The organism is Leptospira vanthielii serovar Holland str. Waz Holland = ATCC 700522 (assembly GCF_000332455.1).
GTDB lineage: Bacteria > Spirochaetota > Leptospiria > Leptospirales > Leptospiraceae > Leptospira_A > Leptospira_A vanthielii.
This window is the reverse complement of the sequence record NZ_AOGY02000072.1, coordinates 150,473-163,969: the sequence shown is the minus strand read 5'-3', so window position 1 is coordinate 163,969 and position 13,497 is coordinate 150,473. Positions and strand designations below refer to the sequence as shown.

13 protein-coding genes are annotated in these 13,497 nt (G+C 41.9%); 6 read left to right on the top strand and 7 right to left on the bottom strand.

Annotation, left to right across the window (positions count from 1 at the left end; all coding sequences use genetic code 11):
• From LEP1GSC199_RS18475 to LEP1GSC199_RS18455, 5 genes are read left to right on the top strand one after another with little or no spacing between them, the layout of a single operon-like run.
• Entirely contained in the window at nucleotides 1-1,992 is a 1,992-nt protein-coding gene (locus LEP1GSC199_RS18475; protein WP_002989252.1) for a FapA family protein, read from the top strand.
• Between the two features lie 11 nt (nucleotides 1,993-2,003).
• Nucleotides 2,004-2,294 carry a hypothetical protein gene (locus tag LEP1GSC199_RS18470; RefSeq protein ID WP_002989414.1) on the top strand — a complete coding sequence of 97 codons (291 nt, stop codon included), beginning with the start codon at nucleotides 2,004-2,006 and terminating at the stop codon, nucleotides 2,292-2,294.
• 46 nt (nucleotides 2,295-2,340) lie between these two features.
• Complete coding sequence (locus tag LEP1GSC199_RS18465; RefSeq protein ID WP_002989204.1) at nucleotides 2,341-3,216, top strand: hypothetical protein; 876 nt, start codon at nucleotides 2,341-2,343, stop codon at nucleotides 3,214-3,216.
• A gap of 12 nt (nucleotides 3,217-3,228) precedes the next feature.
• A complete protein-coding gene (locus LEP1GSC199_RS18460) occupies nucleotides 3,229-3,513 on the top strand; it encodes a DUF370 domain-containing protein (protein ID WP_015681102.1) in 285 nt (94 codons plus the stop codon).
• Nucleotides 3,510-4,073 (top strand): guanylate kinase, encoded by a 564-nt coding sequence (locus LEP1GSC199_RS18455; protein WP_002989163.1) that lies wholly within the window; start codon nucleotides 3,510-3,512, stop codon nucleotides 4,071-4,073. The genes LEP1GSC199_RS18460 and LEP1GSC199_RS18455 overlap by 4 nt, the downstream gene beginning before the upstream one ends.
• Before the next feature lie 14 nt (nucleotides 4,074-4,087).
• Here the strand turns inward: LEP1GSC199_RS18455 and LEP1GSC199_RS18450 are convergent, their stop codons facing one another.
• Nucleotides 4,088-4,738, bottom strand: a complete 651-nt coding sequence (locus LEP1GSC199_RS18450) for a periplasmic-type flagellar collar protein FlbB (RefSeq protein WP_002989672.1) — start codon at nucleotides 4,736-4,738, stop codon at nucleotides 4,088-4,090.
• The gene (locus LEP1GSC199_RS18445; RefSeq protein ID WP_002989447.1) at nucleotides 4,738-5,337 is read right to left on the bottom strand and encodes a flagellar export protein FliJ; all 600 of its coding nucleotides are present in this window, start codon (nucleotides 5,335-5,337) and stop codon (nucleotides 4,738-4,740) included. The genes LEP1GSC199_RS18450 and LEP1GSC199_RS18445 overlap by 1 nt, the downstream gene beginning before the upstream one ends.
• Nucleotides 5,338-5,512: 175 nt before the next feature.
• Between LEP1GSC199_RS18445 and LEP1GSC199_RS18440 the strand changes: the two genes are divergently transcribed.
• The gene (locus LEP1GSC199_RS18440; protein ID WP_232420840.1) at nucleotides 5,513-8,566 is read left to right on the top strand and encodes a SpoIIE family protein phosphatase; all 3,054 of its coding nucleotides are present in this window, start codon (nucleotides 5,513-5,515) and stop codon (nucleotides 8,564-8,566) included.
• Nucleotides 8,567-8,664: 98 nt separating this feature from the next.
• Here LEP1GSC199_RS18440 and LEP1GSC199_RS18435 read toward each other — a convergent pair whose 3' ends face one another.
• The 5 genes from LEP1GSC199_RS18435 to murA all read right to left on the bottom strand — a co-directional run bounded on the left by LEP1GSC199_RS18435 (nucleotide 8,665) and on the right by murA (nucleotide 13,494).
• Nucleotides 8,665-10,029 carry a FliI/YscN family ATPase gene (locus LEP1GSC199_RS18435; RefSeq protein WP_002989166.1) on the bottom strand — a complete coding sequence of 455 codons (1,365 nt, stop codon included), beginning with the start codon at nucleotides 10,027-10,029 and terminating at the stop codon, nucleotides 8,665-8,667.
• Nucleotides 10,030-10,103: 74 nt separating this feature from the next.
• Nucleotides 10,104-10,883: a hypothetical protein gene (locus tag LEP1GSC199_RS18430; protein ID WP_002989659.1), complete on the bottom strand. Its 780-nt coding sequence runs from the start codon at nucleotides 10,881-10,883 to the stop codon at nucleotides 10,104-10,106.
• Between the two features lie 137 nt (nucleotides 10,884-11,020).
• Nucleotides 11,021-11,335 carry an LIC10235 family protein gene (locus LEP1GSC199_RS18425; protein WP_002973161.1) on the bottom strand — a complete coding sequence of 105 codons (315 nt, stop codon included), beginning with the start codon at nucleotides 11,333-11,335 and terminating at the stop codon, nucleotides 11,021-11,023.
• Between the two features lie 179 nt (nucleotides 11,336-11,514).
• Nucleotides 11,515-12,189, bottom strand: a complete 675-nt coding sequence (locus LEP1GSC199_RS18420) for a 4Fe-4S binding protein (RefSeq protein WP_002989462.1) — start codon at nucleotides 12,187-12,189, stop codon at nucleotides 11,515-11,517.
• Nucleotides 12,190-13,494: a UDP-N-acetylglucosamine 1-carboxyvinyltransferase gene (murA, locus tag LEP1GSC199_RS18415; protein ID WP_002989195.1), complete on the bottom strand. Its 1,305-nt coding sequence runs from the start codon at nucleotides 13,492-13,494 to the stop codon at nucleotides 12,190-12,192.
• Nucleotides 13,495-13,497 lie beyond the last annotated feature (3 nt).

The following is a 13,497-nucleotide window of genomic DNA, read 5'->3' as shown; positions in this document are numbered from 1 at the left end:
ATGTCTCTCACTGAATTTCTTACAGAGGAACTGAAAGAGTTCGACCGTAAGGAAAAAGAACAAGTGGAAGTTATAGCCGATACCATCGAAGAGTGTCTGGCAATCGCATCACAACATCTTGGCCGCAAAGTTCATGAAATTGATTATACTGTTTTAAAAAGAGGAAAAAAATCTTTATTCTTTTCTGAACCATATCATATCCGGGCCTCCATCATTCCTGATGATATGCTTTTGGATGAACTCAGCCTTTTAGATGAACACCTAACGGGTGGTAGTGGAAAATTAGTTTCTAAAGACTTAAAAGAACTCGTCACACCAAAAAATAAAGATGGTCGGGTCACAGTTAAAATTTATAGAACCGGTGTATTTATTACCGTATATCCTCCGAGTGGGGAAGGGCTTGCCATGACCACAGCGGATGTTTCCAAAAAACTTTCGTTTCGGGGTGTGGCGGGTGTTGATCAAAACTTAATTAATAAAATCCTTAAAGATAAAAAAGGGGAACCCGTTCTCATATCCAACCAGAAACCTAAAGCTGGAAATGATTCTAGTTGCAACGTAGAAATTGCCCAGGAAAACATGAGAGCCTTTGTGACTGTGTTTCCAGCAAGACCCGGTGGCCGTGATTTAGAAGTTTCTGATATAGTGGCAGCTCTCAAAGGGATGGGTGTGGCTCACGGACTCAAAGAAGATGAGATTCGCAAAGCCCTAGATGAAGACATTCATAATAAACCTTTCATTGGGGCTGAAGGTGATTTCCCGGTAAACGGTAAAAATGCGGAAATTAAATACTATGTCCGTACGGAAAAGAAAATCAACTTCAAGGAAGACCAATCAGGTCGAGTCGATTACAAAGACTTAGATATGATTGAAAACGTTGTTGTGGGACAACTTCTTGCAGAAAAACTCCCTGCAGAAAAAGGAAAGTTTGGGCGCAACTTGTTTGGGATGGTACTCGCAGCCAAAGATGGTTTGGATACCGAACTCAAACAAGGAAAAGGAACCATTCTTTCCGAAGACAAAATGCGTCTCACTGCCGAGGTCAACGGACAGGTGTTATACGCGGCCGGAAGACTTTCTGTGGAAACAGTTTACCGCATCAATGGAGATGTGGGAGTTCGCACGGGAAATGTTACCTTCCTTGGTTCTATCATCATCACAGGAAACGTAGAAGATAATTATTCAGTAAAAGCTGCCGGTAACATCGAAATTTATGGAACGGTTCAAAAAGCCATAGTGGAAGCGGACGGAGACATCATTGTCCGCCAAGGGGTAACGGGAAGGGAAGAGGCACGAATCGAATCTACCGGTGGAAACATTGTCGCCAAGTTCATCCAGAACGCCACTTGCATTACAGAAAAAGACATCATCGTCCAAGAAGGAATTTTACATTCGCATCTGATGGCGGGGGGGAAAATTTCCTGTAAGGGAAAACGGGGACAGATTGTGGGGGGAACCATACAGGCCGCCCAACTCATTTCTGCCAAAATTATTGGATCCCAAGCCAACCCTCAAACCGATCTTATCGTGGGAAACAATCCCAAGATCTTAAAACAGATTCAGGAATACGAAGAGAAACGAAAAGAAAACCAGGACAAACTGGACCAACTCACAAAAACCTTGCGCACGCTTAAAGCGCGTAAAGATGTCGATCCTGCCAGTTTTACTGCCGAACAAGACGCCCATTTGCAGAAATTGGATGCCGGTACCAAAAAACTCGAAAAGCGCATTGCTGAGGCAGGAAAGGACATCCAAACCCTTACCGAATATATGGATGAACAGGCCGCCAGTGGCCGTATTTCGGTCGAGAAGACCATTTTCCCCGGTGTTACCATCCGCATCCGCAATGCGGAGTTCAAACTCCGCCACGAGACCAAAGCAAAGACTTTTTACGAAGAAGAGTCCCAGGATCGCAGCGCTCCCTACGAAGATCCAGACGAACAGAAAAATGACTGGAGAAAAAAGAGAGGGCGTGGTAAGTCTAAGAATTAGGAGGCATTCCGATGATTCTAAACGAAAACTTCGCGAGCATCGCCCACCACTACGATTTTGCACGTAGGGCCCAGGCAGAGAATCCCTTCACCCACCAAAACCAGGTGGTGGAATTGCAAAAGGTTGTGATCCAAACCCAAAACCGGGCCCAAACGGTTCCTGATACAAAATCAGGGAGCCAAAGTTCGGCGGCAAAACCGAAACAAGACAAAGAAAATTCGGTTTATGCTTATTCCAAAGAAGGAGTCATTTATGACCGCCCTAGTTTGGAAAGTGGATTTCGTTTTGATTTAAAAGCTTAAAGTTCTCACTCGGAATGTTGTTGGAAATGTTCTGTAGGAGAATGGCATGGAACTTTTTTCCCTTGTTCTAATTAATTTATTATTTTGTGGGATGATGTATGTATTCATCTCTGCGAAAGTCCAAAAAGCCGTTGGGGAGTATTACGATAAAAAACTGAATCGGGCCATTGATATGGCTACTCAGGAAACCATACGCGAGTTAGATGCCACAGTTGCTGTCATCGAATCAAAAATGGTGGCTCTTCGTTCTATGATGGAACGTGGAGAGATACTTGTCAAAGAATTCAAACATTACCAAAATTCTGGCCTTTCCATGAAATCGGAGTTAGTTCCTGAGTCGGTTCTGGAAGAAGAACCAGTTCTCGATTTGAAAGAACAAAGAACAGGGATAGGCAAAATTTACCAAGCCAACCAAATTCCAACTCCATTAACGGAAGCCGAAACCACGGAAGGGGCCGTGAACCAAGCCTTTGGAAAATTAGGCAAAGCGGTAAAAGGAATTTTTGGAATGGAGTCTATGAATTCTCCTTCCCCAGAGGCACTCGATAATTTAGAAGTGCAAACTTTCCAACCTAAGATGAATTATACGGTCGGTGGAAATCCCTTTACAGAAGAAAAACCAACAGAAGCCATTCGCAATGAACTCATTGATGGATCTAAAAAAAGAGATTTTTTAAACGAAGTATCAAAAGCCAATGATCCTGCCTTTGCTTCTTACCAAAAAATGAGTATGGATAAAGTGGATCTTTCCATTGAGTCTGCACTGGAAGAGCTTCCACCGTCAGCAACAAAGATAGATAAAGTGGTGCATCTCATCAAAAAGGGATACAAACATGATGAAATTTCCGAAGCCATGAATATTGGCATTCATGAAATTCATTTAATTGAAACGATTCGACTTGATCGATCTAGAAGAATCTAAAAATATGTTTCCATGTCTTCGTTTCCGGTACTCAATGTAGGTTTTTCGAACGTAGTATTTGTATCGAAAATTTTGACTATCCTGCAGGCAGACTCTGCCGGAGCCAAACGACTTCGCTCCGAAGCCAAATCGGAAAGTAGGCTGATTGATGCCACTGGAGGACGGAAAACAAGATCTGTTCTCGTTTTAGATTCGGGACATATCCTTCTCTCTGCCATCCGACCAGAAAGTTTATCCAAACGGTTAGAATCCGGGGACAATCATTTTGCGGAAGGAGAAGAGGAGTCTGAAGATTGAAAGCAAATCCTAATTTGTATATTATTTCTTCTGTTGCCGGAGGTGGAAAGTCTACCATCATCTCTGCCTTACTTGCCGAGTATCCCGATTTCTATTTTTCTATTTCTTGTACCACGAGAGAACCAAGGCCTGGGGACGAGGAAGGCAAAACCTATTATTTTCTATCGGTTCCTGAATTTAAAAAAAGAATTCTCGATGGTGAGTTTTATGAATGGGCCGAAGTACATGGTAATTATTACGGCACTCCCAAAGGGCCAATCCTTGCTGCCATTCGGGAACATAGAGTGGCACTACTTGATTTGGATGTACAAGGTGCCAAGTCTGTGAAAGAACTTCGGCCAGAGTCCGTGACTATTTTTATTGAACCACCGAGTCGAGAGATTTGGATTGAACGATTGATTCGCAGGGGAACCGATTCCAAAACGAGTGTGGAAAGGCGGATTGAAAACGGAATCAAGGAACTGGATGAAGCACCTAACTTTGATTATGTGGTTGTGAATGATCGACTAGAAGACGCCATTGAAGACGTCAAAGCCATCCTCTTTCGAAAAGAATCTTAAACAAAAACAAACCATTACGGTTCGTCGTTGTCCTCGTCGATGCTTTTGCCGTAATTGGGAACGTTCCTTGCTCCTGCATCCAACCACTTATTAGAGATCACAGACCTTCGTTCTGCGGGAAATAGTGTGAGTAGGTATGTAGTGATGGTTTGTCTACCGTCTTCTTCTGCATCTCTGTCCATTTGTTCAAACACTTCAATGATATCGTAGTCCGGCCAATTGATTAACATGTCTCTAGCAGATTCTGGTGGCATATTGGCCACTTTGTTTGCGAGGACCTTCACTTTCTCTGCGCGAGCATTGTCTTTTTTTAACTTGTCCGCCATTTCTTTTTCTTTTCGTTGGATACCTTCTTTTAGTTCCTCCAAACGTTCTTTATCGGCATGAAGAGAAGAAGATTTTTCTTCTAACTCGCGTTTCATTTGTTCTAGTTCTTCGCGGTCAGCAATCAGTCTTTCTTTTGCTTTTTCCATCTCCAACTTTTCTAACTCGGTAGGAGAGAGTAGGTCTTGGTTGACGAGCCCAGCTTGTTTTTTTAAAAAAGGTAAATAGTCCTCTGCATTGATGACTTGGAAGTAATCAAAAACGAAAAAACCGATTGCGATTAAAAAGAAAATGAGAACGATTAAAAAGAAGGATCTTGTGCTATCGGTTACACTTGCCATTATGATTTCCCTTGTCCTAGGTAGTATTTTTCATAAAAATCACGAAGAGATTTGAAGTCGGATGTGAGTTCGTCACCCCCGTCCTCTCGGTTCAGAATTTTGAAAGTTCTTGGAATCTTTTTAGATTTTGCCGGCCCGTAACTTTCTGTCGAATCGAATAATGATTGTTTGCTTAGTTGAAGATTAAATTCTTCGACTTCTCTTCGTTCCATTCGGTTTCGCTTTTTTTTCCACTCAGCAAATCGTTTGTCCTTTAATACCTCGATCACCTTTTTATTCATTCGGGCAAGCATCACATCTTTACGAACCAAATTGACTTCGTCATTTTGCGTTCTGATCCGTGTTTCTAGTTCCTCATTGCGCCGCATTAGGCCCTGGATGTATTGTTCGATGGAAAGGTAATCGGAAAGGCTTGTTCCTACTTTTGAGGAAGCAAGGATGGCTTCGTAAGAAGATTCAATTTCCCTTTCATTGGAATCTTTTTCGCCAATGAGGGAATTGAGTTTGGAGACAACCAAAGAGAGCCTGCGGATTTCTTCTTCTTCCCGCCAACCTCGTAATTTGAGAACTGTCTCTAAACTAAAACGAAATCGTTTCACACCTGTCTATTTCTTCGGTTCTGAATAATTTTTGTACTCTTTTTTACTCGTATTTTTAAAAAAATGAGTAAAACTTGCAATATTGTCCTATAAACACTTACATCTCTTGGTTTCGGCCTCTGTACTTTTTTTTCTTATGGCACCGCCGTTGTTTGCGACTTCCCCGGCCGAGATTGTGCGAAAAAGCCAAGGAAATCCAGTCCACTTAGAAGGAGAATGGGATTTTTATCCCCATACCTTCCTTTCAGAAATGGGTGAAGTGCCAAAGACCAAACTCCAACTTTTAGTTCCTGGGATTTGGAATTCAGCACTTGGGACCGGGAATGGGTTTGGGACCTACCGGTTGGTTTTGGAAAGGCCAGAGGGCACAGATCCAGACACAGTGTACGGAATCAAACTTGTAGATTTAGCTACTGCATCCCGAGTCTACTGGAATGGGAAACTCCTCGGGTCCTCCGGTGTGGTTTCCAAAAATCTCGAAGAATCAAGACCCTCTTACCAATTTCAATTTTATCCTCTTCCATGGAAGGAAGGGCCTAACGAACTTTTGGTGGAAATTTCCAACTTCCATCATGACAAGGGTGGAATGTGGGAGCCGCCTTACGTAGGTGAGTGGAACAAACTCTTTAAAGAAAATGAAAAAGACTTAGCTTCCTCTCTGTTTTTAGCAGGAGCTGTGTTTATCATTGCCTTATACCATTTTGGATTGTTTTATTTTAGACATTCCGATAAAGGAAATTTGCTTTTTGGGTTTGCCGCACTTCTTTTATCGTTACGCACTTTATTTACTGGGGAAAGGTTTGTGTTTAATGAATTATCTCCCTATATCGGTTGGAACCTTTGCCTTCGCATTGAATACCTAACTTTTTATTTATCACCTTATCTATTTTTTGCTTTTTTTCGTGAATTTTATCCTAACTTTTATCCGCGTTGGATGGATCGACTTCTCCTCATTCCCACCTTAATTTTTATTAGTTTTCTTTTGATTTTGCCAACACCCGTTTATACAGAGTTAAATGGATATTTCCATATCGTTTTTTTATCGGGAATTCTTTTGATTTTACAAGGGGTGTTTCGTGCGGTTTTAGGTCGAAAAGAGAGTAGTTTGTTATTTGCGATTGGGATTATTTCTGTGGTGACAGCAGCCTTCATTGATTTACTCAACGCCTACCAAATTGTGTATACAGTGGAAGCGATTCCTATTGGAATTTTTGTGTTTATTTTAGTGCAGTCATTAACACTTTCCAGGCGGTTTAGCCGTGCTTTTTCAGAAGTGGAAACCCTTTCTAAAAGACTTCTTGCTCTCGACAAACTAAAAGATGAGTTTTTAGCAAATACCTCTCACGAATTAAAAACACCTCTCAATGGAATTATTGGAATCGCTGAATCTATGTTTGATGGGATTGGAGGAAGATTAAACCAAGAACAAAGACAAAATTTAGGAATGATTGTGAGTTCTGGAAAACGTCTCTCTTCCCTTGTGGATGATATTTTGGACTTTTCCAAAATGAAAAATAGAGATTTGGATTTGGATCTTAAGGCAATAAATCTACATCAAATTTGTGATTTGGTTCTTGTGATCTCACGTCCACTCTATGTAACCAAAAATCTAACGGTGCGAAATCATGTTCCTATGGATTTTCCTCCGATTTTAGGAGATGAAGCAAGGCTCCAACAAATCCTCTTCAATCTCATCGGAAACGCGATCAAATTTACAGAAAAAGGCCGGATTGATGTTTCGGCTGAAATTATGGAAAGGATGTTGGTTCTTTCGATTAAAGATACGGGAATCGGCATTCCAAAAGATAAATTTAACGATATTTTTAGGTCCTTTGAACAAGTGGATGCGACCACCACACGTAAGTTTGGTGGAACGGGACTTGGTCTTGCGATCTCCAAACGTTTGGTGGAATTACATGGCGGAACGATATGGGTGGAATCTACGGAGGGGCAAGGTTCTACTTTCCGATTCACTCTTCCTCTGGCAAGGGAAGGGGAAATTCCAATGGAAAAACCTCCAACCAAAAAATCAGACTTATGGTTTGGTGGTGAGTCTCCCGAGTTTGAACCCATTGAAGAAACCACCGAAGAATATGATGGGGAAAAAATCAAAGTTCTTGTTGTGGACGATGAACCCATCAATCGCCAAGTTCTCAAAAATCACCTAACACTGATTGGTTGTGATGTACATGAGGCATCCAATGGGGGAGATGCCATTCGTATGGTGCGTGATGATGGCCCATATGAGCTAATGTTACTCGACATTATGATGCCAGGAATGAGTGGATACGATGTTTGTTCTGTATTACGAGAGTCTTATTCTTTATACCAACTTCCTATTTTGTTTTTGACCGCTAAAAACCAAATCACCGATATCATAGCTTCTTTGGAAGCTGGTGGAAACGACTATTTAGTAAAACCTTTCGACAAACGAGAGTTAATTTCTCGTGCTAAGAACTTAATTACTTTAAAAAAGGCAGTAGAAGAACAAAACAAATTCATTGCCTTCCAAAATGAATTGGGTCTTGCGAGAAAACTCCAAAGTTCCATCCTTCCCGAAGAAGCCCCTAATATTGTTGGTATCAAAACAGAGTTTTATTATGAACCAATGGACAGTGTGGGAGGGGACTTCTTTGATTTTCATGCCATTTCGGAGACGGAACTAGGTGTGATGGTTGCTGATGTTTCGGGGCATGGAATTCCTGCAGCTCTTATCTCTGCGATGTTAAAGATTGCTTTTTCCACGCAAATCCGTTTGTCCAGAGAACCCGCCCAACTGATGACCCAAATCAACTCCACCTTACTTGGAAAAATGAAAGGTGCCTTTCTCACTGCGTCCTATATTTACATAAATTTAGAAACAAAACAAATGATCCATGCACGCTGCGGCCACCCACCTCTGATCATCAACCGCAGAGGAGAATCCAAATCGAAACTCAGTTTGCCACAAGGAAAACTCATTGGTTGGATTCCTGAGTTAGATATTCAGGAAGATATAGTTTCTCTTCATACTGGGGACCGGATTGTTTTGTATACAGACGGGATTACGGAAGCCACTAACGCAGAAAAAGAAATGATTGGTCAGGAAAATTGGGAAAGTGTTGTACATAGGTACAGCGGGTATCCGATTTCCGAATCCAAACGTTTGTTACTCGAAAGAATCAAAGAATTTACGGGAAATCGTTCTCCAGATGATGATGTGACTCTAGTGATTTTAGAGATTGAATAGAATCCCGATCAGTTTAGTTTGAATTTAGATACAGTTTATAGGTAGTTTGAGATTGGAATTGTGTCTGTTCGGAATTAGGTCCTATCTCTAGAAATCAGTTAGAAATCGTCCTCAGTACGAGTTGCAGATTGTAAAATTTTTGTGAGTCTGTTTGTTGAATCGTTGTAACTAGACTTTTCTTCAATCCTTTGTTTCAGATAATCATCAATTTGAGATTTTTTATCTATGGCCATGTCCACTTTTTCATCGGCACCACGAACATAAGCATTGAGTAATATGATATCTTCTGAGTTTTTATATTTGGAAATCAATTCTCTGACTATGGAGGCACGCATATAGTGGTCTTCGTTCACAATCTTTTGCATAAGCCTAGAAAGGGAAGCGGGTACATCAATCGCAGGATAGTGACTTTGTTCGGCAAGTTTTCTTGTAAGAACAATATGGCCGTCAATGAACCCGCGCACTTTATCTGCCACAATATCATCCATATCATCTTCTGCATCAGTTAATACTGTATAAAAACCGGTAATTGAACCACCGTTATGTGAAGTACCGGCTCTTTCTACAAGTTTTGCCATTTTGCTAAAAACACTGGAGGCATAACCTTTGGTAACCACCGGTTCCCCGATGGAAAGTTCTCGGAGGGCTTCCGCATAACGAGTGAGAGAGTCCATATACAAATTTACGGACATTCCTTTTTCTCTGAAGTATTCGGCAGCAGAACAAGCTAAATTGGCGCAACTGACTTGTTCCATTTTGGAAGAGTCTGATGTTGCCACAAACACAACAGATTTTGCCAAGGCTTCTTTTCCAAGTTCTACGTGTAAAAATTCATTTACCTCGCGACCCCTTTCCCCAATGAGAGCTACCACGTTCACATCAGCGTTCGTATAACGAGCGATCATTCCGAGTAAACTTGATTTACCCACACCGGATCCAGAAAAAATTCCGATCCTTTGGCCACGTCCCACAGTCAACATTCCATCAATGGCCCGAACTCCTGTTTCCAGAATATCTGTGATTGGTGGACGATCGAGTGGATTTAAGAACCGAGGTTCGGAAGGTCTTTCTTCTTTGGTAATGAGAATCCCTTTGTTATCGATGGGTTTGCCAAGACCGTTTAACACTCGTCCTAAAAGTTCTGGACCCGCATTCAGAGTGATTTGTCTACCGGAAGAAAATACAAAAGCATGAGGAAATATCTGTTGGGTGTCACCTAATGGCATTAAGGTGTAGAGATGGTCTTTAAAACCCACAAGGACACAAGCGAGGTATCCTCTGTCCGAACCACGTTCGACTTCTAAAATTTCTCCCACCTTGGAATCGGGAGGTCCTTGGGAGTAAATGACATTGCCTACCACGGATACAACGACCCCACTTTTGCGAATGGGTTCAATTTTTTCGACGACATTCAGGTACTTGGAAATGGCATCGATATGTTCCGTAAATTTCTTTTCAATCATGGGGGCTTTTCACTCATCCAATCATGTGACATAATTAAATCAAGCGAATTGAGAGGTCTAGATTGGTTGGCTCCTTAACGACAGAGTTTGATATTGTCGATATTGGAGATTTGGCGGGGGGGTGGTAATTTTTTCCCAAGAACTACATTTCCACCATCGCTGACACTCGCCGATTCGTATGCCCATTTACCGAAGTTTGTGGAGACAGTGAAACAATCGGGAAAGGATTTGGTTTCCTGAATCTCTGATCCAGCCCAAACCAAAATGCGGTCTGGGGTTCGGAGATAGAGTTTTTTTCCATCCTCTGCCCAGCGAATTCCGTAAAGAGGGAGGGCCGTCCAGAAATTGATGGGATAACTTTGGATTTTTTTGTCGGAGAGTTGGATGACATTCAATTCAAATTCGGAAAATTCCCCTTCCGCCGTAGGATTTGCAGTGACAAGTGCCACCAAGTTACCGTTAGGGGATGGTGCCATTTGAAAGATAATACGTTTTTCGGGAGTGGCTGGATAAGAAAAGGCACCTCCAGTTTCTGGATACAAAGAGAGAGTTTGGTTTAAAGTCCCATACTCATCATCCTTTCCATATAACACAAATAAAGTGGAAGTGCTCGTATGGTAAAAAATCCCATCACCGAGTGACCAAGAAGGTAGGTCCCATTCCTTCACAGACTTTCCGCCTGTGGGTGCATTTTTTACCAATTTGATTTTACTTTTATAATTTTTTTTGTCCGTAGTTCCGTTCATTGGATTCCAGGAATCTTTTTCTTCATATTCAACCGTAAGAATTAAATTGAAGTTGGGGTCATTACTCGGTGAGACTTCTTCTGCCAATTGTGCGTGGCGCCAGATCATTTGAGAACATCCGATAAGGGTAAGAGCTAAAATTGGTAGGAGGAACTTCATGACAAAAAGGATAAGCGGTAGGAGTGGTCTGTAAACAAAAAAGGGGACCAAGGCCCCCTCTTAGTTAGAAAAATGCGATGAAAGGTTTATTTACCTTTTTTAGCTTTTGCTTTTTCTTTGTTTTTTTGGTCAATTTCAGCTCTGTGTGTGTCACAAAGTCTGTAAAGGATTCCTGTTACCGGGTTTTTACGAGTTACTTTAGTTCCACAAACGATGCAAAGACCTTGAGCTCTTCTTCTTTTGTAGAGTTGTTGTACTCTTTCTGCTCCGGAAGCTTTGTATTTAGAGATTTGAATTCTGAAACCTTTGAAAAGGTAATTTCCAATGGATTTTTCAGGATCTTTTTTCAAATCCTCTGCAATTTTGTCGATCTGTCCTGGGCCTACTTTTTGTGGTTCCATAGCTTTCTTTTTCCTTTAAATCTAGATTTTATCTTTTTTTTGACGAGGGAAATTCCCTTGCCCTAACAAGGGTATCTCTCTGCTCTCTGAAAAATTCAAGATATTTTTTTCACCGAATAACAATTTTTTGATGTTTTGCGACGATTTTGTTTTCTAAAACGATTGATAGGTGATCGTTATTATTTTTTGAATTTGATTTGAATTGCTTTGGGAAAACTAGGGCATGATTCAACACAAAGTCCACATCCTGTACATGAGGATGATGTAAAAACTGGCAAATTCCCTTTAAATTTGACTGTTTTTTCAATAGGACAGGTAACAAAACAAACATTACAAGTCGATTCACCGGTTTTTTCGTTAATACAATGTTCTGTGATGGCTTTCGCCTTACCAAAATTTGGTTTTTCTCCGGACAGTTCGTACGGTAGAAGTGCCTGTTCAGGACAAACACTAATACAAGGCCAGTCAGTACAGAGATGGCAGGCCTTTGCATTGGGATCTAAATGGGGAAATATTTTTCCTGATTCCGGTATTGTGACAGGGAATAGGACGGCGTAAGGGCAAGAAAAAATACATTCGTTACATCCAGTACAAAGAGAATAAAAATCGGGAGAAGCACCAGGAGGTTGGGACAAAGTCTGGAACATCCTTGTTTTACGTTTCCGGACAGTTGTTTGTTTATTTACCGACTTTTCTTTGTCAGATGGTCGTTTGGATTTATGGGAGGGCTTCGGTTTGGGAGTTTTTTCGTCTTCCCAAACTTCTTTTATGGCTTCTGTCAGTTCATCTGCTTTCGTAAAGGTAAATTGAAAGACAGACTTAAAACCTTCTCGGAAAAGATCCTTTCGTTTCATCTAATCGGAGACTCTTTCGATCTGAGCACCCAAGGAACGTAAACGGGTATCAATCGATTCAAAACCTCTATCAATCTGAACTATGTTATGAATTTCGCTTTGGCCTTCGGCACAGAGGGCAGCAATGATCATTGCCATCCCGGCTCGAATATCGGGGCTTGCTACCCTTTGGCCATACAAACGATTGGCACCAATTACAATGGCTCTATGGGGGTCACAGAGAATGATTTGGGCTCCCATAGCAATGATGTTGTCTACAAAGAAGAGTCTGGATTCAAAAAGTTTTTCGTGGATAAGGACTGTCCCTTTGCACTGAGTCGCTGTGACAAGAGCCACAGAAGTCATATCTGCTGGAAATCCAGGCCAAGGAGCATCATCAATTTTTGGCGTGGCACCATGATAGTCGGGGATGATTTCCATCTTTTGGTCGGCAGGAACAAGGATTCCATTTTCTGTCGGCCTTACTTCGATGCCCAGTCGAGAATAAACCATCCGAATCATTCGGATGTCCTCGGGATTAACATCCGTAATGTGGATTTCTCCCCCAGTGACGGCAGCAAGGCTAATAAAAGATCCAATTTCTAAGTAGTCGGAACCAATTCTATGTTTGAGTCCACCCAGTGGGGAAGAAAGTTTGCTGACACCTGTGATCGTTAGCTGGTTTGTACCGACACCTTCAATGTTGGCACCAGCGCCGATTAAAAAACGGCAGAGACCTTGTACATGTGGTTCGGAGGCGGCGTTACGGATGGTGGTGACACCTTCTGCATACACAGCTGCCATTACTGCGTTTTCTGTAGCAGTGACAGAGGCCTCATCTAGAAGGATGTCTTTTCCCACCAAACGATCTGCAGTGATCATATATCCGTCTGGAAAAACTTCGATTTTGGCACCCAGTGCTTCTAATGCAAGTAAGTGGGTGTCCATACGCCGACGGCCAATTTTGTCCCCACCAGGTTTAGGAAGGAAAACTCTACCTGTGCGAGCAAGGATAGGACCGGCCAGTGTCACAGCTCCTCGGAGTTGGGAACAAAGTTCGTAAGGAAGATCCGATTTCACTGGATTTTTTTTCTGAAAGAGGTATGATCCTTTTGTATCGAGGGCAGAGATTTCCACACCAATTTGGCGGAGGACTTCCATGAGTTTGAGAACATCGGCAATTTCTGGAAGGTTTTCCAGAATGACGTCTCCTTCCCAAAGAAGGAGAGCTCCGAGAAGCGGTAATGCTTCATTTTTATTTCCTTGGGGAACAACTGTCCCGTGGAGAGGATTTTTGCCGATAATTTTGAAGTAGGAGGAACTCACCTT